Below are 20,446 nucleotides of genomic sequence, written 5' to 3' on the forward strand. Positions count from 1 at the left end.
GAGCGCGGGAGGAAAAGAATGGAGACCGGAAACCGGCTCGACGACGTAGCGGCTGGTGTGATCCGGCCGCTGAACCAGGCGGAGGCCAAGCTTTCGCTTTCCCTGTTGAAGGAGATCGGCAAGACCGAGCCTTCCGTGGCTGAACTGGTCAAGGCCGATGGGCCGCTTAAGGCCTTTCTTATCGCCGCCTTTTCGCTGTCTCCGTTTCTGCGCGATGTGGCCTCGATCAGGCCGAAGCTTCTGGCCGATGCGATCGACGGGACGGTTGAGGATGCGCTGGCCGCGCTGGTTGACGCAGCCCGAGAGGCGTGGCGACCGGTGGATGCAAGGGTCCCGTCCGAGAACGAGGTGATGACGGCGCTGCGCAACGCCAAGCGGGCATTCGGGTTTCTGCTGGCGCTCGCAGATCTTGCCCGCATCTTCTCGGCACGGGATACGACGCGCTGGCTGAGCGAGTTTGCGCAGGCTTCTACGGCGGCGGCGATCGATCATCTGCTTCTGGCAGCCCATGAGAGTGGCAAGCTCCGGCTCGTCGATCCAGCGGAGCCGAGCCGCGGATCGGGCCTGATCGTGCTCGGGATGGGCAAGCTGGGTGGCCGCGAGCTGAACTACTCTTCCGATATCGACATCGTCGTCTTCTATGATCCCGACGCCGGCATTCTCTCCGACCCGCTCGATGCATCGGAGACCTACGGGCGGATGATGCGGCGGCTGATCCGAATTCTGCAGGAGCGCACGGCAGACGGCTATGTGTTCCGCACCGATCTGCGGCTGAGGCCCGATCCGGGCTCGACGCCGCTTGCCGTGTCGATGGATGCGGCACTGATATATTACGAAGGCAGGGGCCAGAACTGGGAACGGGCAGCTTTCATCAAGGCCAGACCCGTGGCTGGCGATATCGTGGCGGGCGAGGGCTTTCTGAAGCTGCTGACGCCGTTCGTGTTTCGCAAATATCTCGACTATGCGGCGATTGCCGATATCCATTCGATAAAGCGGCAGATCCATGTGCACAAGGGCCACGGTGCGATCGCCGTCAAAGGCCATGACATCAAGCTCGGCCGGGGCGGCATTCGCGAGATCGAGTTCTTTGCGCAGACCCAGCAACTGATCGCCGGCGGCCGTATGCCGGCCTTGCGCACGAGGGAGACCGAAGCGGCGCTGAAGGCGCTGGCCGAGGCGAAATGGATCAGGCCTGAAATCGCAGCCGCGCTGACCGATGCCTACTGGTTTCTGCGCGATGTGGAGCACCGCATCCAGATGGTGCATGACGAGCAGACGCACAGGCTGCCGACCACCGAGGCGGAACTGAAGCGCATTGCCTTCATGCTCGGTTTCGACAGCGTTGCGGCCTTTTCGACCAAGCTTGAAGCCATTCTAAGGACGGTCGAGAAGCGATATTCGCGGTTGTTCGAGCAAGAGGAAAAGCTTTCTTCGCAGGGCGGAAACTACGAAGGCAATCTCGTCTTCACCGGCCAGAAGGACGATCCCGATACGTTGGAGACGCTCGGCCGGCTCGGTTTCGAGCGTCCGGCCGACATGAGCCGGGTGATCCGGACCTGGCATTCCGGTCGCTACCGGGCAACGCAGTCATCGGAAGCCCGCGAGCGGCTGACGGAGATGATGCCGGCGCTCTTGAAGGCGATCGGCGAGAGCCGCCGCGCCGACGAGGCCCTGCTGCGGTTCGACAGCTTTCTCAAAGGCCTGCCGGCCGGCATCCAGCTGTTTTCGCTGATCGGCAACAATCCACTGCTTCTGTCGCTGATCGTGACGATCATGGCCTCTGCGCCGCGGCTCGCCGATATCGTCGCCTCCAAGCCGCATGTGTTCGACGGCATGCTCGACCCCGGGCTGATGGCGGAGATCCCCACCCGCGACTTTCTCGCCTCGCGGCTGACGGCGTTTCTGGCAAGCTCGCGGCACTACGAGGACCGGCTGGACCGGCTGCGGATCTTTGCCGCCGAGCACCGGTTCCTGATCGGGATCCGGTTGCTGACCGGGTCGATTTCCGGAGAGGAGGCGGGTCGCGCCTTTACCCATCTCGCCGATCTCCTGATCGAGGCGGCGCTGATTGCCGTGACAGCCGAAATCAAGGCGGCGCATGGCGCCTATCCGGGCGGTCGGCTGGCCGTGCTCGGCATGGGCAAGCTCGGCTCATTCGAACTGACCGCCGGCTCTGATGTCGATCTCATCCTTCTCTACGACTATGACAGCGCGGTCGCGGAAAGCGATGGCCCGCGGCCGCTTGATGCGCAACGCTATTTCACGCGCCTGACCCAGCGGCTGGTCGCAGCGCTTTCGGCGCCGATGGCGGAAGGTGTCATCTTCGAGGTGGATCTGCGGTTGCGTCCCTCCGGCAACAAGGGACCGGTCGCCACCCGCATCGGTGCCTTTGGCAAATACCAGCGCGAGGAAGCCTGGACCTGGGAGCATATGGCGCTGACGCGGGCGCGGCTTGTCTGCGGTGACACAAGCCTTCAGGACGAGGTGAGGGACGTGATCGACGACGTTCTGTCGGCAAGCCGTGATGTCGGCCAGATCGCCAAGGACGTCTCAGAGATGCGGGTCCTGATCGGCAAGGAAAAGCCGCCGCGCGATAGCTGGGACTTGAAGCTGATCCCGGGTGGATTGATCGATATCGAGTTTCTGGCCCAGTACCTGCGGCTTGTCGCACCCGTGAAGGACATCACCGTCCCCACCTACGGCTCGACGACCGGCGAGTTGCTGGAACTGTTAGGCCACGACCTGATGACGCCCGGTGACCTCGATACCTGCCTTGAGGCAATCAGGTTGTTCAGCGAACTGTCGCAGATCATCAGGCTCTGTGTCGACGGCCCGTTCGAGCCGAAGGATGCGCCATCCGGTCTCGTTGAGCGCATCTGTCGGGCTGGAGACTGCCCGGATCTGTCAACGCTCGAGGGCGAGGTAAAGCGGCTATCCAAGGCGGTGCGGAAGGTTTTCGAGAAGGTGGTGAGAGCCTGAGCCCCGTCTTCCGGTTCTGACCGAGATGATCATCTGATCAGAGTGAATATCCCGGCTGTCCCAGCGATTGCTGCAAGCACCAGCCCGAAGATCACACAGATAATATTGATGATCCAACCCTGATCCGGCTTCGAATCCAGTTTGACGTTGATCATCGCAAGCGCTGCTCGCGTGTCGTCAGCAATTTCGCAGAGCTTGGGAATACGGGCGTCTGCAGCGCTGCTTACAGGTGATCTCCTTCAACAGATGAGAAGGCGGCAAATGTGTATGGGCGAGCCAATTGCAATCTGGGATTGATCGTGTGGTGTTCCTCAAGCCACCTTCTTTGCCGTAAACTGGACCACATCGCTTTGAGGGATGTGGATCGACACCACGGTTCCCTTGCCCATGACGGACCGGATCCGCATCGTGCCGCCGTGCAGGGTGATCAGCGAGCGGGAGATGGCGAGGCCGAGGCCGGAGCCGCCTTTGCTCTTGGCATACTGGCTCTGCACCTGTTCGAAGGGCTGGCCGATCTTCGACAGCGATGCCTTGGGGATGCCGATGCCGGTGTCGGCGATGGTGAGCACGATGCCGCCGCTGATCGGCTTTGCGCGCAGTTCGATGCGGCCGCCTTCGTCGGTGAATTTCACGGCGTTGGAGAGGAGGTTCAGCATCACCTGTTTCAGCGCCCGGCGATCGCCGATCATGTCGAGGGAAGGCGACAGGCATTGGCGGATGGCGATCTGCTTTTCCTGCGCGACCACCGCCGTCAGCCTCAGGCTTTCCTCGATCAGCGGCGTCAGGTTGACGGGCTCCGACTGGATCAGCATGTGGCCCGCCTCGATCTTCGACATGTCGAGGATATCGTTGATGACGTTGAGGAGATGCTTGCCGCTGTCGTGGATATCGCGGGAGTATTCGCTGTATTTGGCGGAACCGAGCGGGCCGAACATGCCGTTCACGAGGATCTCGGAAAAGCCGAGAATGGCGTTGAGCGGCGTTCTGAGTTCGTGGGACATGTTTGCGAGGAATTCCGATTTCGCCTTGTTGGCGGCCTCGGCGCGTTCCTTTTCCGCCTGGTAATTGGCGTTGGCGGTCGAAAGCTCTTCCTTCTGGCGCTCGAGCTTCCTCTGCGAGGCGGAGAGATCGCCGATCGTCGCCATCAGGCGGCGTTCCGAATCGCGCAGGCGTTCCTGGTGACGCTTGAGCAGGGTGATGTCGGTGCCGACGGACACCGTGCCGCCATCGCGCGTGCGGCGTTCGTTGATCTGCAACCAGCGTTCATCGGCAAGCTGCACTTCGGTGGTGCGCGACAGGCCGCTGCGATCGGGATCGGCGACGCGGCGTTCGATCACCGGACGGGCAGAGGCGCCAAGCACGGTGCTGCGTTCGGTGCCAGGGACGAGGACTGAGTCCGGAAGACCGTGGGCCTGCTGGAAATGGGTATTGCACATTACCAGGCGGTCGTTCTTGTCCCAGAGAACGAAGGCTTCCGACGTGCACTCGATGGCGTCTGCAAGGCGCTGGTCGGCTTCTGCATAGCGTTCGGCAAGCCGGTGCTGCTCGGTCACATCCATGGCGATGCCGATCACATGGGTGCGACCGTTTGCCATCCGCACGACCTGGGCGCGGGCGCGCATCCACACATAGTGGCCGGCGGCGTGGCGCATGCGGAAGACCTGGTCCACCTGCTTGGCATTGCCGCGGCTGATGGCGCGGGCGAGTGCGTAGAGGTTGCCGTCGGTCGGGTGCATCATCCGCGCCGCATCGGTAAAGGACACGACGTTGCCGACCGGGGGGAAGCCGAGCATCTCGTACATCGAGCCCGACCAGAACAGGCGCCGGTTAGTAACGTCGAAATCCCACAGGCCGCAGCGACCGCGCGACAGCGCCGTCTCGATGCGCAGGTTCGATTGCACGAACGTCTCGTCGGCATCGCGGGCGCGCTTCACCTGAGCGTAATAGGCATAGAGGATGACGAGCAGGATGGCCGAAATGCCGGCAAAGATCGTGACGCTGAGCGAGACTTCGCCACGTACGAATTCGTTCGTCGTCTCCAGCGAATGGGCCGCTACGATCAGCGCACCGTCGTTGCCGATTGGCTTGATCGACGCATAGTAGGGGACATCACCGAAAAAGGTCTCGATGACCGTGCCCGACCCGCCGACGCGGCGCATGGCTGCGGTTTCGGGAAGAACCGAGGAAAGACGCTTGCCGAGATAGCTGCCGGCATCGCCGATGCCGCCGAAGATCCGGCCGGTCGTATCGGTAAAGAGCACGACAGCGCCGCGCTCCAGCTTGTCCTGGCCGAGGAATGTCGAGAGACGCGCTTGGGCAGTCTGGCGGTCGGCTGCAGCAAACAGCGATTCCTGTCCGGAGAAAGCGGCGAATGCGGTCGCGGACATCAGCGACGCGGACTGGCGCGCGGCATCTTCCATCCGGCCATGCTCGCCCACGATCCCCATAATGCGCGATGCGGCAACGACGGCAAGAAAGATAAGGATCAGAATTGGAATGGAACGCTTCAGCACCAGCTCGACGCGCGGCGTCTGCTGTGCGATCGGCCGGACGGAAAGCTGAGCTTCCTCCGGAGCCGTCCGTCCAAGGCTGCTGAAGCCTGGAAACTTGAAGCGCAACCATCCCCCGGCCTCGGTTTCCCGCTGCACGCCCGATATCATCGTCATCCGATCCCTCGTCGTGATTCGCTGCGCCGCCGCTCGAATCTGACCTAATGAATCACAGAGTGATTCTCTGTGTCCAGAGGGTTGGTAACATTTCGTTAACCATATGATAGTCGACGCATTTACGCCTGAGAGGAACCGCAAATCAGGTGTCTGGGTAACGCTTTTCAGGATGCGAGTTATCAAGCCTCGTCAAGCAAGATGTACCAAAATGTGCCAAATCGGCGCAAAAAATATCCGCGTCGGCAGGCAGCCGACGCGGATGTCATTTTGCACGAAGATTGTCTCAGCCCTTCAGCATACGCTCAACGATGTCGCGCACGTCAGTCGAAAGGGACGGGCTGCGTTCGATCGTCATCAAAGCGTCGCGGGCCTGGTCGGCGCGGGTCGGCTCCAGCGAGCGCCATGAGCGCATCGAGGTGAGGATGCGGGCGGCCAGTTGCGGGTTCTTCGGATCGATCTCGAGGATTTGTCCGGCGAGGAACCGGTAGCCTTCGCCGTCGCGGCGGTTGAAGCCGGTCGGGTTCGAGAAGGCATACATGCCGACCAGTGCGCGAACACGGTTCGGATTGCCGGCATTGTAGCGCGGATGGTCGATCAACGCTTTGACCCGCGCCAGTGCATCTTCGCCGGGCATGGTCGCCTGCAGCGAGAACCACTTGTCGATGACGAGCGGGTTTTCGCCGAACCGTGTCAGGAAGCTTGCGAGCGCACCTGTTGTTTCCGACGCTTCCGGGAAGCGATGGGCAAGCAGGGTGAGCGCCTGCGACAGTTCCGTCATGTTGTCGGCTGCACCGAAGGCTTCGGCCGCGCGCTGCGGGCTGTTCTCGGCATAGGCGAGGTAGGTCAGTGCCGCAGCCTTGAGAGCCCGCTTGCCGGCGCTTTCGGCATCCGGCGAATAGGCACTATCTGCCTTCATGTCACTGAACAGACGCTTGAACAGGTCTTCGCCAGCATCTGCAATGAGCTTCAAGACCGCATTGCGGCCCGTGTGAATGGCTTCCGGATCGTTGTTGCCACCAAGCTCGCGACCGATGTCGGCTTCGCTCGGAAGTGCCAGAACCTGCGCGCGGAAGGCCGGCTCCAGCGTGTCGTCGCCGGCCGCTTCCAGAAGTGCCGCAATCAGCGCCGGGTCGCAGGTGACCTCATGACCTTCCCGCGCGTCGCGGGCCGCCTTGGTGAGGTTGGGGATGGCGAGATCCGTCAGGGACTGCCAGCGTGAAAACAGATCCGTGTCGTGACGCGCGATATGCGCAAGATCGGCCGGCGTCTGGGTAAAGGCGATGTTGACCGGCGCCGAGAACGAACGGTTGAGCGACAGGACCGGCCGCGACGCGATTCCGGTGAAGGTGAAGGTCTGGCGGCGATCGGTCAGATGCAGCACGTCACCGGTCACTTCACCGCCCTTGACGGATGTCGCGTCGGCAATGGTGCCATTGTCGAGGATCAGCGCGAAGGACAACGGAATGTGCATCGGCTGCTTGTCCGGCTGGCCCGGCGTTGCTGGCACCATCTGTTCGAGCGACAGCTTGAACGTGGCGGATGCCTGGTCGTATTCGGTCGAGACGTTGACGAGCGGCGTGCCGGCCTGCGAATACCAGAGCGAGAACTGGGCGAGATCGCGGCCGCTCACGTCCTCGAAGCATTTCACATAGTCCTCGACGGTGACGGCCTGGCCGTCATGCCGTTCGAAATAGAGATCCATGCCGGCCTTGAAATCGTCCATGCCGAGCAGCGTGGCGATCATGCCGGTGACTTCGGACCCCTTCTGGTAGACCGTCGTCGTGTAGAAATTGTTGATCTCGCGATAGGTCGTCGGGCGCACCGGGTGGGCGAGCGGGCCGCCATCCTCCGGGAACTGGTCCGAGCGCAGATGGCGCACTTCGGCGATGCGCTTGACCGGGCGCGAGCGCTGGTCGGCCGAGAATTTGTGGTCGCGATAGACCGTGAGGCCTTCCTTCAGGCACAGCTGGAACCAGTCGCGGCAGGTGATGCGGTTTCCGGTCCAGTTGTGGAAGTATTCGTGGGCGATGATCGCCTCGATATTGGCGTAGTCCTGATCCGTTGCAGTCTCTGGATCGGCCAGCACGTACTTGTCGTTGAAGACGTTGAGCCCCTTGTTCTCCATGGCGCCCATGTTGAAGTCTGAGACGGCGACGATCATGAAGATGTCGAGATCGTATTCGCGGCCGAACCGCTCCTCGTCCCACTTCATCGAACGCTTCAGAGCGTCCATGGCATAGGCGGTGCGCGACTCGTTGCCGTGCTCGACATAGATCTTCAGCGTCACTTCACGCTCGGACATCGTCACGAACGTGTCTTCGACGACCGCAAGATCGCCGGCGACGAGAGCAAACAGGTAGGATGGCTTCGGATGCGGATCGAACCAGGCGGCAAAGGCGCGGCCTTCGTCATATCCGGCACCGCCCAGGAAATTGCCGTTCGACAGCATGACCGGGTTGGCGGCCTTGTCACCGATGATGGTGATCGTGTAGGGCGCCAGAACGTCGGGACGGTCAGGGAAGTATGTGATCCGGCGGAAGCCTTCGGCCTCGCACTGCGTGCAATAGATGCCGTTGGTGCGGTAAAGCCCCATCAGCTGCGTATTGGCTTCCGGATTGATATGGGTCGTGATGGTGATCTCAAACGGCGCCTCGGCCGGCAGATCACGGATGATGAGGCTTTCCGGCGTGGCATCGTACTGACTGGCCGGCACGTCCTTTTGGTCAAACAGCAGGCCGGAGAGAGCAAGCTCGTCGCCATCGAGCACCAGAGGAGCGGACGGATCCACGCCTTCGCGGCGATGGAAGATCAGCCGGGCATCCACTTTCGTGTTCGTCGGGTCGAGCTCGAAGGTGAGGTCGACACGTTCCAGAACGAAATCAGTGGGGCGGTAATCTGCCAGATGTACGATCTGGCCCGTATCTGTTCGCATGACTTTTCCTGAACCGGCTCTTCAAATTGAACGCGTCGAGGATCTGCGCGGTTGCGCGCATTGAGCTTTCGACAATCCCCATCGCCGCCGCGGATCATTGCACGCAATACTAAATGATTGTTGAAGCCACCTTTAAGATAACGCGATTTTGTTCCAGTCTTGAGCAGCCTCGCGGAAGCTGACTTGCCATCATGCTTCGTGATTGTGCTTTGTCAATTTCCTGTCGCGGCCCCGGGAAATGTGGTTATTGTGATTTGTATTCGAATCCTTTTCTTTGGTGGTGCTGCGATTACGGTCCCGTCACCGTGATTTTTGCAGAGTGCATGATGGTGGCCGACGCGCAGAACCCCTTGCGGGGCATTCTTTTCAAGGTCATCTCCGTCGTCATCTTCGTGGCCATGCAGGTCTGCATCAAGTCCGCCGGAACGGGGATCCCTGCAGGGCAGATCACCTTTTACCGCTCCGCTTTCGGGATCGTGCCGATCGTGCTCTACCTGTCGGTTCTTGGACAGTTATGGCCGGCATTCCACACGTCGAGCATTTTTGGACATTTCAAGCGCGGTGTGCTGGGCATCATGTCGATGGCCTTCGGCTTTTACGGCCTGATCCACCTGCCGCTGCCAGAAGCGATCGCCATCGGCTACGCGGGACCGCTGATGGCCGTCGTGTTTGCAGCGCTCATCCTCAAGGAAACAGTGCGCGTCTATCGCTGGACGGCGGTGTTGATCGGAATCGTTGGCGTTCTCGTCGTCTCCTGGCCAAAGCTGACACTGCTCCGCGACGGCGGGTTTGCCTCCGAACAGGCGCTCGGGGCGATCGCGGTTCTCTGTGCCGCCGTGCTGGCCGGTCTTGCCATGGTGCAGGTGCGCCAGCTGGTGCAGACCGAAAAGACGGCGACGATCGTGCTGTATTTTTCGCTGACCGGCGCGCTTCTGTCGCTGGCCAGCCTGCCGTTCGGCTGGGTGTCGCTGCCCTGGAGCAGTTTTCTGCTTCTGATCGCGGCCGGGCTGTGCGGTGGCGTAGCGCAGATCTTCCTGACCGAAAGCTATCGATTTGCCGATGTCTCGACAGTCGCACCCTTCGACTATACGTCGATCATTCTGGGCATTGCCGTGTCATATCTGCTGTTTGCGGACGTGCCGACGGCAACGACGCTGATCGGTACCGCGATTACGGTTTCCGCCGGTATCTTCATCATCTACCGCGAGCATCGGTTGGGTCTCGAGCGCAAGGCGGCACGCCGGGCGTCAAGCACCGCCAACTGAACCTGTGCTGCAGGAACATGCCCCAAACGCAAAAGGGCCGCATGACGCAGCCCTCGACAGTTCAATCCAACATGGATGACGCTTTACAGCGGAATTGCAGTTTCCGCGTCGGAGCGCTTCACCGCTGAGCGAGAAAACTCGACGGATGCAGATACCGCGCAGCTGATCTGGAGAATGCTGTCGCGGATCGTACGGATCGGGTGCAGAACGGTTTTCATTGTCGTCATACCCTCAGCGTTCACGGAAGTCTGCGAAGACGGCGGACGGACGGGTTATCCCGACCGGACGGCTCATCGAGCGCGACGTGATCTGCTCGTGCGTGGCAGATCCGAAGTGGTGGTACCCGTTCGAGGAGCGCGGCGCGAGGCCGGCAACGCGGAGGGTTTCAAAGCCCGAATGGATCGGACGAAAGCGTGTGGTCATTGCCTTGGTTCCTTAAACCGTGTCCTCCCAAGACAGGATGATATATTGCAGCGCAGCATTGATTCATCAATACCGACAAACGCGGCGCTGACATGCAGCGCACGCATAGCGATATTCATATTTTGGTAATATTAACGCGAATCGGTCGGAGAATGCCCGAAAGGTGGGCAATCAGGTGCCGGAAATGCGGCTTTTGAACAGCAACATATCCTGCCAAGCGAGAGCCTTGTTGGCCGGTGCCGCAAGCAGATCCTGCGGGTGAAGCGTCGCGAGAGCGGATACTGCGAGACCTGCCGCCGTGACCTCACGCCACTCGCCACGCATCGAATGGATTGTCCCGGTATCGCCGAGGAACAGACGCGCGGGGAAGTTGCCGAGCAGCAGCAGATGCCGTGGCTCGGCAAGCGCGATCTGACGGTCGAGGAACGGTCTGCAGATTTCAAGTTCGGCGTCTGACGGCATCCGGCTTCCCGGCGGGCGCCAGGGAATGATGTTGGTGAGCAGCACCGTTTCGCGCGACAGGCCGATCGCCGCCAGCATTCGGTCGAGCAATTGGCCCTGCCGCCCGGAAAAGGGTATGCCGTCGCGATCGTCTTCGGCATTTGGCATCGGACCGATTACCATGATGCGCGATTGCGGATCGCCGGTCATGAACACCGTTGAGCGGGCGCCGTGTTTCAGGTTGCAGCCGCCGAAGGTTTCCAGCGCCGTCTTCAGTTCGGAAAGCGTGCCGGCACCGTCTGCCGCAAGACGCGCGGCATTGACCGCGCCGCCATCGGGAATGGCGACCTGCTGCATGGAGGAGGGGGTAAGACGCGGAGCTGGTGGCGCGGGACGCTGCGGCTGTGGTGTATCGCCACCGACAGCATAGGCCTCACGCTCGCCCTGCGGCGGTGACGACACGTTCGGTGCCGCTCGCCCTTGCGACTTCGCTGCCTTCTGCTCGGCAAACTGCGCGAAGCGATCAACCGGTGCGTCCTCGACCAGCCAGTCGACACCCGAATCCGCATAGAAATGCAGCAGCGCTGCAAGTTCGGCAGGATCGAGTTCGGAGGCGGTGGGGCTCATATGCGCACCCTATAGCATGTCGGGCTCGGGTTGGAATGGGATTCCGTCCGCGGCTGTGGAGAACCTCGTGGAGTGCTTACGCCGCCCATTGCTCCACATCGCCGCTTTCGCCGATCAGGGCCAGACCGTGGGCGATCGACAACAGTTCGCCGCCGCTCTCGATCTTGCCGGCATCGAAGCGCCGGTTGAAGATCTGCCGCACCGCCGGCACGAAGGACGTGCCGCCGGTCAAGAACACCTTGTCGACCTCATCAGGTGCCGTGTTGGTCTTGGTCAGCACGTCGTCCAGCGCACCTTCGATGCGGCCAAGGTCGTCGGCGATCCAGGTTTCGAAATCGGTCCGCTTCACCATCTTCTTGCCACCCCGGCCGAGCGGCGAGAAATTGAACTCCGCCTCGTCGGACGCAGACAGCGCCATCTTGGTGGCCGAGATCGACTGATAGAGCGGATAGCCTTCGTCGTGATCGACGAGATCGATGAAGAGTTCCAGCTTGTCGGGATCGGTCGCCGAGCGCACCAGCGATTTCAGATCGGTGAACTCGCGGGTCGTCTTGAAGATAGACAACTGGTTCCAGCGCGAGAAATTGGCGTAATAGCTCGACGGCACTTCGAGGAGCTTGTCGAAGCTCTTGAAATGCGTGCCCTTGCCGATCTCTGGCGCCACCAGATGCTCCACCATCCGCGCATCGAAGTGATCGCCGGCGATGCCGACGCCGGAATGGCCGATCGGAGTTGCGACGAGCTTGCCGGCGACACGCTCGAAGCGGATGAGCGAGTAGTCCGTCGTGCCGCCGCCAAAGTCGGCCACCAGAACGGTGGCATCGCTCTTCAGGCTCTGCGCGAAGTAATAGGCGGCTGCGACAGGCTCGTAGACATAGTGGATTTCCGGAAAGCCCAGCCGCGTCAGCGCTTCGTTGTAGCGATCGGTGGCGAGCTTCTCGTCCGGGCTGGCGCCGGCAAAATGCACCGGACGTCCCGCAACAAGACGCGAGACTTCGCCCGGCCAGTTGCCTTCCGCATAGGCCTGCAGCCGCTTCAGAAAGATTTCCATCAGGTCTTCGAACATGTGCCGGCGGGCAAACACCAGCGTACCCTGAAACAGTGGGCTCGCGGCAAAGGTCTTGATCGACTGCAGGAAGCGAACATCACCGGGATTGTCGATGAACTGCCGGATCGCGGCCTGACCGGCCTCGATCTTCAGCGCCTGCGCGCCAAGCTTCGCATCCTTCATGAAGGACAGCGCCGTGCGCATCGAATCCGTGGTGCCGGCGCTGCTGGAGAACTCCAGCGAATGCGTGGTGGCGCCACTGTCCGCCAATGCCAGAACCGTATTGGTCGTGCCGAAATCAAGCCCGAGCGCCCGTGCCATGGCCGTGCTCCTTAAAGATCTACGTCGAAAATGATGAACCGGAAGCGCCGCTTCCGAGGGCAACAGAACGCGAAAACGCGCCCCGTTTTTCAAGAGGGCGCGTGATGGCACAAGGTGCAGGCGAAGGCAAGAGCGGAAAGGGACTGAACCCCATGCCGATAGCGTTTATGCCGCGCTGTAGATTTTCTCCGTTTCCAGCGTGTCGGCCTCGTCTCGGGAGCCGAACAGGGTGCCAATCGTCTGGCTCTGCTTGGAGACGATATTGTCCAGCAACTGGCTGACCATCAGGCTCTGGACGACTTCCGAAGCCCGTTCGCGGACCTGCTGTTCCTCGTCGGAGCCGGTCGTTCCGAAACGCGTCTGAATCCTTGCGATCTGGTCAAGGAAGTTGGCGACGTGATCGGCAGAGGCTGTTTTCGAGACAGAGGTCGACGCCGTTGTAGGAGCGTTGGAAGCCGACGCGGTCGTTCCCACACTTGCGCCAGTCGCCGGTGCCGTGGATGCCGTGCCAGCCTGGACGGGGCCCGCCGACGAGGGGCCAGGCGCGGTGGCGGAACTTGCGCTGCCCGATGGCGAAGCGCCAGCCATGTCGGTCGAACCCGTCTCAGCCGCCGCATCGTCGTCCGTTACTGTGGAGGTGCTGTCGGTGCTTCCTGCTTCTCCAGCCTCAACGTCGCTTGGTTCGGCCTGATCGGTTTCCGCTGTCTCCGGCGCAGTCCATACCGGTGTCCCGGCCGCGTCTTCCTTTTCTACGCGACCGTCCGCTTCGTCGTTGTCGGCCGCTGTCGGCTCGGACGTCGCGGGATCGTCGTTAGAAGCGACCGGTGTCGGGCCGTAGATCCCGTCATCGCTGTTGTCGACCTGCGTGTCGGGCTCGTCGCTTTTCACCGGTTCGGCGGAAACCGGCTCGTTGCTGGCAGGCTTGGCTGTGGACGAACTGCCGGATGTGGTGCTTGCCGGTTGAGTGCTTGGGCTGGACGTCTGGCTCGGCGAGGATGAACTCGATCCGCCTTTGAAAATTCTGTCAATTAACACGGTATGCCCCTTGGATTCTAATCAAGCGAGGCCTTTAACAGTGCCGCCTTGACGAGGGGTCAAAACCGGCACGACAAGTTAACTCAATGTTTACACATTCATGGAGGATCTTCCCGGCGTCGCACAGGAGGACTGCTAGAGTGTTGAAGAAAATGAAGTTTCTGTCGTTGATCGCGGTTGCGTGCGTGTTTTCCGGCGTGGCCTCCCATGCTGCCGAACCCATCGCCTGCACCGTCGTAATCGAGGAAAAGACTGGCGAGCCGATTTACCGGGAAGGCGCCTGCGATCAGGCTTTCTATCCGCAATCCACCTTCAAGCTGCCGCTCGCGATGATGGGCTACGACGCCGGCATCCTAACCGACGAGACGACACCGCTGTGGAAATACCAGCCGAAATTCAACCGCTCCAAGCGTGAGCAAAAGGATGTCGATCCGACCATCTGGGAACGCGATTCGATCGTCTGGTATTCGCAGGAGATCGCGCGCAAGCTCGGCAAAGAACGGTTCGCGGCCTATGTGAAGGCCTTCGGTTACGGCAACCGCGATGTCTCCGGCGGACCCGCCGGCACGGACGGGCTGACGGAAGCTTGGCTGATGTCGTCGCTGAAGATTTCGCCGGACCAGCAGGTGGCGTTCATTCGCCGCTTCCTCACCGGCAAGCTGCCGATCTCGGAAAAGGCTTCCGACATGACGCAGGCGATCCTGCCCCATTTTGCAGCCGGCGACGGCTGGGACGTGCAGGGCAAGACCGGCGCCGGCTGGCTGCGCGGCAAGGACGGCAAGCCCGACTATGCCCGCCCGATCGGCTGGTTCGTCGGCTGGGCCGAGCAGAACGACCGCCGCGTGATCTTTGCAAGGTTGCTGGTCGACGTGAAGCGCTATCCCGGCACGCCGATAAGCTATGTTGTGCGCGACAGCCTGATCGCCGACCTGCCCAAGCTCGCCGCCGATCTTTGACCGGCTTACCCGTTCGGCCGGAACGCTACGCTGCCGCCCTGAAGGAAGCAGGTCCGGCTGAACTTGGACAGGTCGAGCGGGTTGGGAAGCCTGACATCCGCGATGTCGGGGAGGGGCTTCGCGGCCGCGTCGTAAGCGCGGTCGATCTGCGACACGAAGACGATGATCAGACCGCGCTTACGGGCGAAAGACTCGAGTGTGGAAACCTGGTCGGCCAGCGGCGGGTTTTCGCGCCTCTGGTCGAGCAGTTGAAGATAGTCCACCACGACCAGCGTACCGGCTGCAGCGGTTTCCAGCGCCTCGATCATGTAACCGGCATTGATCGCATCGGAGCAGTCGAACGAAAACTGGTCTCCAAAGCTGAGGCTCGACCTCAAGCGCGCGAAAGCGCCCGAGAATGTCGGCAGGCGTATAATCGAGGCTGAAGAAAAAGGCGCTGTTGCCGGCTTTCATGGCCTCGATGGCAAGGCTGAGCGCCATCAGCGTCTTGCCCTGTCGCGGTCGTGCACCGACCAGCAGCATGTCGCCCTGTTTCAGGCTTCGGTACAAGATTTCGGCGGGCGATGTTTCGGCATGTTTGGCCGATAGCAGGCTCCAGCTCCGGTACCCTTGCTCGATGGCGATGCGGTCGAGCGCGGCGTGAAGGGGAGTGGATGTCTGCCGGGCGAGAAGCTTCGCCTTGCGTTTAAGCTGATAGATCGGAACTGTCGTTTTCATGGTCAAACCTCCTATTGCGAGCGTGTTTCGCAATCCCTCCTTGTGCGGATGCTCGAACAGTCGGTTCGATGATCAGAGGTCCGGTATGAGGTTTACTTTCCCGGTCGGAGGGGGGAGGCGTGGACCGCGCCAGAATCAAAGTCTAGCGCGATCCGTGTCGTCTTCAAAGTGGTCTCGTCAGGTTAGAACGAGCGGGCGGCGCCGCCATCGACGCGCAGCATCGATCCGGTGATGTAGCTTGCGGCCTCCGAGCAGAGGAAGGCACCGGCAGCGCCGAATTCCTCGACCGTGCCGAGCCGGCCGGCGGGGATCGTCTTGACCGATGCGGCACGGACTTCGTCCATCGTCTTGCCCTGCTTCTTCGCATTGGCCGTATCAAGCTCCTCGATCCGGTCGGTGAGGATGCGGCCAGGCAGCAGCATGTTCGCGGTGATGCCGGAGCCTGCTACTTCGGTCGCAAGTGTCTTGTTCCAGCCGACCAGCGCGCCACGCAGCGTATTCGACAGCGCGAGGTTGGCGATGGGCTCAACCACGCCGGAGGAGGCAACCGTCAGCACGCGACCCCAACCTTGCGCCTTCATCTGCGGCAGCAACGTGTTGGTGAGCGTGATGACGCGCAGCACCATGGACTGGAAGAACGTGTCGAGCTTGTCGGCGCTCATGTCCTCAGTCGTGCCGGGCGTCGGGCCGCCGGTATTGTTGACGAGAATGTCGATGCCGCCGAGCTTTTCCTCAACGGCCGTCACCATCGAAGCGACGAAATTCTCTTCGCCGAGATCGCCGCGGACCCAGTCAGCCTTGCCTTTGCCGAGCGCATTGATCGCCTTGCAGTTTTCCGCCAGCTGATCGCCCGACCGACCGACGAGAAGGACGTTTGCGCCTTCCGCCGCCAGAGCCTTGGCTATCCCCAGCCCAAGGCCGCGGGAGGAGGCGAGTACGAGAGCGCGTTTGCCGGCAATACCGAGATCCATGAAGCTTTCCTTCTCTGCACGAGGTTCATGACGGGTCTTCGGGCGCGACGACAGGTTGCGACGCGGGACCGGTCATTTGAATGCCGGGGCTTTATAGCTTTGGTCCACCCATGGCGAAAGCCAGAACTTGCCTTTGGCGCCAGAACCGTTATTTACGTGTACGTCAACGTAAGTTGAGAAAACGGAAGCGTGCTTTGCGCGAATGACAAGCCGGAAGACGCTTTCGCGCCTCGACAAGCGGGATCGCTTTTGACAAGACAGAAACAGACCTACTGCGCCGGCGAGGGGCCGGCATCGGAGTTTGCAATGGACGCCCAAGACCTTTCCGCCAACCCGCTTCCCGAACGTGAAAGCATGGAGTTCGACGTCGTGATCGTTGGCGCTGGCCCGGCCGGCCTGTCGGCTGCGATCCGGTTGAAGCAGGTCAATCCGGATCTGACGGTGGTCGTTCTGGAAAAAGGCGCCGAAGTCGGTGCGCATATTCTTTCAGGCGCCGTGGTCGATCCCTCGGGCATTGATGCGCTCCTGCCTGGCTGGCGTGAGGAAGAGGGCCATCCCTTCAAGACCGAAGTGACCGACGACCAGTTCCTGCTGCTCGGTCCTGCCGGCTCGATCCGCCTGCCGAACTTCGCCATGCCGCCGCTGATGAACAATCACGGAAATTACATCGTCTCGCTCGGCAACGTCTGTCGCTGGCTCGCCGAAAAGGCCGAAGCGCTGGGCGTCGAGATCTATCCCGGCTTTGCTGCCGCCGAAGTGCTCTACAATGACCAGGGTGCCGTAATCGGTGTCGCAACCGGCGACATGGGGATTGAGAAGAACGGCGAACCGGGTCCTGCCTATACCCGCGGCATGGAACTGCTCGGCAAGTACACGCTGATCGGCGAAGGTGTTCGGGGCTCGCTCGCCAAGCAGCTGATCGCGAAATTCGATCTCGCCAAGGATCGCGAGCCGCAGAAATACGGCATCGGCATCAAGGAACTGTGGCAGGTCAAGCCGGAGAACCACAGACAGGGCCTCGTGCAGCACTCGTTCGGCTGGCCGCTCGGCATGAAGACCGGCGGCGGTTCCTTCCTCTACCACCTGGAGGATAACACGGTCGCAGTCGGCTTCGTCGTCCACCTCAACTACAAGAACCCCTATCTCTATCCGTTCGAGGAATTCCAGCGCTTCAAGACGCATCCGGCCATCCGGGGCACGTTCGAAGGCGGCAAGCGCCTGTCCTACGGCGCGCGCGCGATCACCGAGGGTGGCTACCAGTCGGTGCCGAAACTGTCCTTCCCGGGTGGCGCGCTGATCGGCTGTTCCGCCGGCTTCGTCAACGTGCCCCGCATCAAGGGATCGCACAACGCGGTCATCTCCGGCATGCTCGCCGCCGACAAGCTGGCCGCCGCGATCGCTGCCGGCCGCGCCAATGACGAGCCGGTCGAGATCGAGAACGAATGGCGCCAGACGGCGATCGGCACCGATCTCAGGCGCGTGCGCAACGTCAAGCCGCTCTGGTCGAAGCTCGGAACCGGTCTCGGCGTCGCGCTCGGCGGTCTCGACATGTGGACCAACCAGCTGTTCGGCTTCTCGTTCTTCGGCACGCTGAAGCACGGCAAGACCGATGCGCAAAGCCTGGAGCCGGCGGCACAGCACAAAAAGATCGACTATCCCAAGCCCGATGGCGTGCTGACCTTCGACCGTTTGTCCTCGGTGTTTCTCTCCAACACCAACCACGAGGAAGACCAGCCGGTCCATCTCAAGGTCAAGGACATGGACCTGCAGAAGCGCTCCGAGCTCAAAGTCTATGCGGGCCCCTCGACCCGCTACTGTCCCGCCGGGGTCTATGAATGGGTGGAGAAGGACGGCGAAGAAGTCTTCGTCATCAACGCCCAGAACTGCGTCCACTGCAAGACCTGCGACATCAAGGACCCCAACCAGAACATCGTGTGGGTCCCGCCACAGGGCGGCGAGGGGCCGGTGTATCAGAATATGTGATCCTTGAGGTGCCGAGGGAGACCAGAGCAACCGCTGTGCGTTCGATTGGACGCACAGCGATCTAGAGAGGCGCCTCCGCACAGTCCCGGATGCAAATCGCTGCACTGGTTTGCTGGGAGCGCTTCAGACTGAGGTCCAGCCACGGCCGAACCGGTGGGCGACAGCGTTCAGCCGCTTGTCCCGTGTCCAAAGCAACAGATCCGGCGTCAACAACATAGACGCCACGAGATGCGAGTCACAATAGCCGATGCCTGAGCCGGACAGTTTCTGTGTCCGTATCATTGCCAGAACCTCCGCATCTGACGCTGTTACGGATTTCGGCAGCCGATGCAGATAGCCGATGATTACATCGTATTAGCGCATGTTCCCCAGCGCCAGTTCCCCGATCACATGCGGATGAGTGCAGACCTGTCCATTCTCCAGCAGAGCAATCAGCCTCGGGTCTGGTTTGCCGAGATGGTCGGCCCAGATGACTGTATCGACCAGAATCACTGCTCGTCCGGCCGCCAGCGGGGCGCTGATCTGAAGTCTGGTTCCGTTCCGCCCAGAAGAGCAAGGCGCCGTGCAGCTTCATTTTGAACGAGAAGCGTAAGCGCCTTCTTGACGATCGCCGATGTCTCCTGAAGACCGGTCATTTCCTTTGCATCGATAATCAGTTCATCATCGATGGTGATCGTCGTTCGCATGGTCAGTCTCCCTTCGCATGAAAAATAACATCCAGATGATGCGCTTAACAACGTCGCGTGCGCCTGTGGGCGTGCACGGTGTTGTCGGTGCAAATACGCCATGGAACTCGCTCGATCCGCACCCGCCTTATCACTTCATTAACCATAATATCCGTAATTCTTGGTCATCTTCTCGACTCGCCAAGGACACATTCATGTCGATTTCCCGTCGCGGCCTGCTGGTCGGTTTGCCGCTTCTGCTGGCCGGCTGCGCATCCACGTATCCAGAACAGCGCAATTATGCAGCGCTCCCAGGCGAGGCTTTCCCCTTGTCGCCGGTGCCAATCGATCGGATCAGGCCTGAACTGCGCCGGACCGAAGTCGACTATGTCAGCTCCTACGAGGCAGGTACCGTCGTCGTTGATACGCCTGCGCGCCGGGCCTACTACATCCTCGGCGGCGGCCGGGCGATCCGTTACGGCGTCGGTGTCGGCCGCGCCGGTCTTGCACTCTCCGGAAACGCCTATGTGGGCCGCAAGGCCGAATGGCCGACCTGGACGCCGACGGCCAACATGCAGCGCCGCGAACCGCGCTACCGGGCGCTCGCAGGCGGCATGCCTGGTGGACCCAACAACCCGCTCGGCGCCCGTGCGATGTATCTTTACCGCGGCGGCAACGATACGCATTTCCGCATCCACGGCACCAACCAGCCGGATTCGATCGGTCACGCGATGTCGAGCGGTTGCATCCGCATGATGAACCACGACGTCATCGATCTTTTCCAGCGCGTCCAGGTCGGCGCAAAGGTCGTCGTCATCCAGGCGAGTGCCTGATCCAAGCCGCAGCCATCCGTAAGAAGCCTGCCGTCACTGTCGTGGCGGCGGGCCTTTTCGCATGTGGATGTTATGGGTGGACTTGAACACCCTTCAGCGTGATTTCCAGGCGACGACCATCAGGCCGCCGATCACGGTGATATGCTCCATCACCACGTAGAACTCGAGCGTCTTGAACGGCTCTTCCATCGTCCAGAAATGGTGGACGATCGGAATCGTCAGCGCCGTGAACACGCCGAGCGCGCCGGCACCGAGCCAGGTCCAGCGGTTGAGGATGATAAGCGCCGAACCCACCAGCTGGGTGATGATGACGGCCACGTTGAAGGCGAATGCCGGTTCCAGCCCGAACTGCGTCATCTCCGCGACGCCGGCCGGAAAATCGATGAGCTTGGAAAGCCCGCTTCCCCAGAACATGAACGTCAGGACGGCTCGGGCCAGATACCCGAACCATGTGGACCCGGTCACGATATCCAGCGGATTTCCGAATGTATTGGACTGCGATGTCGCCATAAGAACCCCCTTTGCGCGTACCCGCCTGGACCATAGCTCCAAACGGCAAACGTGATAAGATGTAAGTTTTTATC

15 protein-coding genes and 1 pseudogene are annotated in these 20,446 nt (G+C 61.3%); 5 read left to right on the plus strand and 11 right to left on the minus strand.

Annotation, left to right across the window (positions count from 1 at the left end; translation table 11 throughout):
• Nucleotides 1-18: 18 nt before the first annotated feature.
• A complete protein-coding gene (locus IFT66_RS01960; RefSeq protein ID WP_192076651.1) occupies nucleotides 19-2,979 on the plus strand; it encodes a bifunctional [glutamine synthetase] adenylyltransferase/[glutamine synthetase]-adenylyl-L-tyrosine phosphorylase in 2,961 nt (986 codons plus the stop codon).
• Between the two features lie 311 nt (nucleotides 2,980-3,290).
• On the opposite strand, the gene IFT66_RS01965 is transcribed toward IFT66_RS01960, so the two are convergent.
• Both IFT66_RS01965 and pepN read right to left on the minus strand, forming a co-directional pair.
• Nucleotides 3,291-5,645 (minus strand): PAS domain-containing sensor histidine kinase, encoded by a 2,355-nt coding sequence (locus IFT66_RS01965; RefSeq protein WP_249406328.1) that lies wholly within the window; start codon nucleotides 5,643-5,645, stop codon nucleotides 3,291-3,293.
• Between the two features lie 283 nt (nucleotides 5,646-5,928).
• A complete protein-coding gene (gene pepN, locus IFT66_RS01970; RefSeq protein ID WP_192076652.1) occupies nucleotides 5,929-8,577 on the minus strand; it encodes an aminopeptidase N in 2,649 nt (882 codons plus the stop codon).
• A 326-nt stretch (nucleotides 8,578-8,903) separates the two neighbouring features.
• Here pepN and IFT66_RS01975 point away from each other — a divergent pair, with 326 nt between their 5' ends.
• Nucleotides 8,904-9,842 carry a DMT family transporter gene (locus IFT66_RS01975; RefSeq protein WP_092662503.1) on the plus strand — a complete coding sequence of 313 codons (939 nt, stop codon included), beginning with the start codon at nucleotides 8,904-8,906 and terminating at the stop codon, nucleotides 9,840-9,842.
• 83 nt (nucleotides 9,843-9,925) lie between these two features.
• On the opposite strand, the gene IFT66_RS23685 is transcribed toward IFT66_RS01975, so the two are convergent.
• The 5 genes from IFT66_RS23685 to IFT66_RS01995 all read right to left on the minus strand — a co-directional run bounded on the left by IFT66_RS23685 (nucleotide 9,926) and on the right by IFT66_RS01995 (nucleotide 13,737).
• Entirely contained in the window at nucleotides 9,926-10,060 is a 135-nt protein-coding gene (locus tag IFT66_RS23685) for a hypothetical protein (protein ID WP_256413693.1), read from the minus strand.
• A gap of 13 nt (nucleotides 10,061-10,073) precedes the next feature.
• Nucleotides 10,074-10,265 (minus strand): hypothetical protein, encoded by a 192-nt coding sequence (locus IFT66_RS01980; protein ID WP_062453430.1) that lies wholly within the window; start codon nucleotides 10,263-10,265, stop codon nucleotides 10,074-10,076.
• Between the two features lie 171 nt (nucleotides 10,266-10,436).
• The gene (locus IFT66_RS01985) at nucleotides 10,437-11,333 is read right to left on the minus strand and encodes a uracil-DNA glycosylase (protein ID WP_192076653.1); all 897 of its coding nucleotides are present in this window, start codon (nucleotides 11,331-11,333) and stop codon (nucleotides 10,437-10,439) included.
• Nucleotides 11,334-11,409: 76 nt separating this feature from the next.
• Nucleotides 11,410-12,702, minus strand: a complete 1,293-nt coding sequence (locus IFT66_RS01990; protein WP_192076654.1) for an Hsp70 family protein — start codon at nucleotides 12,700-12,702, stop codon at nucleotides 11,410-11,412.
• A 165-nt stretch (nucleotides 12,703-12,867) separates the two neighbouring features.
• Nucleotides 12,868-13,737: a hypothetical protein gene (locus IFT66_RS01995; RefSeq protein WP_192076655.1), complete on the minus strand. Its 870-nt coding sequence runs from the start codon at nucleotides 13,735-13,737 to the stop codon at nucleotides 12,868-12,870.
• A 152-nt stretch (nucleotides 13,738-13,889) separates the two neighbouring features.
• Here IFT66_RS01995 and blaOXA point away from each other — a divergent pair, with 152 nt between their 5' ends.
• Entirely contained in the window at nucleotides 13,890-14,693 is an 804-nt protein-coding gene (gene blaOXA, locus IFT66_RS02000) for a class D beta-lactamase (protein WP_192077118.1), read from the plus strand.
• A 5-nt stretch (nucleotides 14,694-14,698) separates the two neighbouring features.
• Here blaOXA and IFT66_RS23880 read toward each other — a convergent pair.
• Together IFT66_RS23880 and IFT66_RS02010 are read right to left on the minus strand one after the other, a co-directional pair.
• Nucleotides 14,699-15,410: pseudogene (locus IFT66_RS23880) on the minus strand (DNA helicase).
• 182 nt (nucleotides 15,411-15,592) lie between these two features.
• On the minus strand, nucleotides 15,593-16,381 hold the full coding sequence (locus tag IFT66_RS02010; protein ID WP_062453424.1) for an SDR family oxidoreductase: 789 nt from the start codon (nucleotides 16,379-16,381) through the stop codon (nucleotides 15,593-15,595).
• 306 nt (nucleotides 16,382-16,687) lie between these two features.
• Here IFT66_RS02010 and IFT66_RS02015 point away from each other — a divergent pair, with 306 nt between their 5' ends.
• Nucleotides 16,688-18,364, plus strand: coding sequence for an electron transfer flavoprotein-ubiquinone oxidoreductase (locus IFT66_RS02015; protein ID WP_192076656.1), 1,677 nt, complete (start codon nucleotides 16,688-16,690; stop codon nucleotides 18,362-18,364).
• A 488-nt stretch (nucleotides 18,365-18,852) separates the two neighbouring features.
• On the opposite strand, the gene IFT66_RS02020 is transcribed toward IFT66_RS02015, so the two are convergent.
• Complete coding sequence (locus IFT66_RS02020; RefSeq protein ID WP_192076657.1) at nucleotides 18,853-19,050, minus strand: type II toxin-antitoxin system VapB family antitoxin; 198 nt, start codon at nucleotides 19,048-19,050, stop codon at nucleotides 18,853-18,855.
• Between the two features lie 194 nt (nucleotides 19,051-19,244).
• On the opposite strand from IFT66_RS02020, the gene IFT66_RS02025 reads away from it, so the two are divergent.
• Nucleotides 19,245-19,862: a L,D-transpeptidase gene (locus tag IFT66_RS02025; protein ID WP_062453420.1), complete on the plus strand. Its 618-nt coding sequence runs from the start codon at nucleotides 19,245-19,247 to the stop codon at nucleotides 19,860-19,862.
• 93 nt (nucleotides 19,863-19,955) lie between these two features.
• On the opposite strand, the gene IFT66_RS02030 is transcribed toward IFT66_RS02025, so the two are convergent.
• A complete protein-coding gene (locus IFT66_RS02030) occupies nucleotides 19,956-20,372 on the minus strand; it encodes a DoxX family protein (RefSeq protein WP_062453419.1) in 417 nt (138 codons plus the stop codon).
• Between the last annotated feature and the right edge of the window lie 74 nt (nucleotides 20,373-20,446).

The sequence above is a fragment of the Rhizobium sp. CFBP 13726 genome (genome assembly GCF_014841925.1).
Classification (GTDB): Bacteria; Pseudomonadota; Alphaproteobacteria; order Rhizobiales; family Rhizobiaceae; genus Neorhizobium; species Neorhizobium soli.

What these genes read in the sequence shown, in the direction of transcription:
- IFT66_RS01960 (WP_192076651.1), top strand. Translation starts at nt 19, where the DNA reads ATGGAGACCGGAAACCGGCTCGACGACGTAGCGGCTGGTGTGATCCGG.
- IFT66_RS01965 (WP_249406328.1), bottom strand. Translation starts at nt 5,645, where the DNA reads ATGACGATGATATCGGGCGTGCAGCGGGAAACCGAGGCCGGGGGATGG.
- pepN (WP_192076652.1), bottom strand. Translation starts at nt 8,577, where the DNA reads ATGCGAACAGATACGGGCCAGATCGTACATCTGGCAGATTACCGCCCC.
- IFT66_RS01975 (WP_092662503.1), top strand. Translation starts at nt 8,904, where the DNA reads ATGGTGGCCGACGCGCAGAACCCCTTGCGGGGCATTCTTTTCAAGGTC.
- IFT66_RS23685 (WP_256413693.1), bottom strand. Translation starts at nt 10,060, where the DNA reads ATGAAAACCGTTCTGCACCCGATCCGTACGATCCGCGACAGCATTCTC.
- IFT66_RS01980 (WP_062453430.1), bottom strand. Translation starts at nt 10,265, where the DNA reads ATGACCACACGCTTTCGTCCGATCCATTCGGGCTTTGAAACCCTCCGC.
- IFT66_RS01985 (WP_192076653.1), bottom strand. Translation starts at nt 11,333, where the DNA reads ATGAGCCCCACCGCCTCCGAACTCGATCCTGCCGAACTTGCAGCGCTG.
- IFT66_RS01990 (WP_192076654.1), bottom strand. Translation starts at nt 12,702, where the DNA reads ATGGCACGGGCGCTCGGGCTTGATTTCGGCACGACCAATACGGTTCTG.
- blaOXA (WP_192077118.1), top strand. Translation starts at nt 13,890, where the DNA reads ATGAAGTTTCTGTCGTTGATCGCGGTTGCGTGCGTGTTTTCCGGCGTG.
- IFT66_RS02010 (WP_062453424.1), bottom strand. Translation starts at nt 16,381, where the DNA reads ATGGATCTCGGTATTGCCGGCAAACGCGCTCTCGTACTCGCCTCCTCC.
- IFT66_RS02015 (WP_192076656.1), top strand. Translation starts at nt 16,688, where the DNA reads ATGGACGCCCAAGACCTTTCCGCCAACCCGCTTCCCGAACGTGAAAGC.
- IFT66_RS02020 (WP_192076657.1), bottom strand. Translation starts at nt 19,050, where the DNA reads ATGCGAACGACGATCACCATCGATGATGAACTGATTATCGATGCAAAG.
- IFT66_RS02025 (WP_062453420.1), top strand. Translation starts at nt 19,245, where the DNA reads ATGTCGATTTCCCGTCGCGGCCTGCTGGTCGGTTTGCCGCTTCTGCTG.
- IFT66_RS02030 (WP_062453419.1), bottom strand. Translation starts at nt 20,372, where the DNA reads ATGGCGACATCGCAGTCCAATACATTCGGAAATCCGCTGGATATCGTG.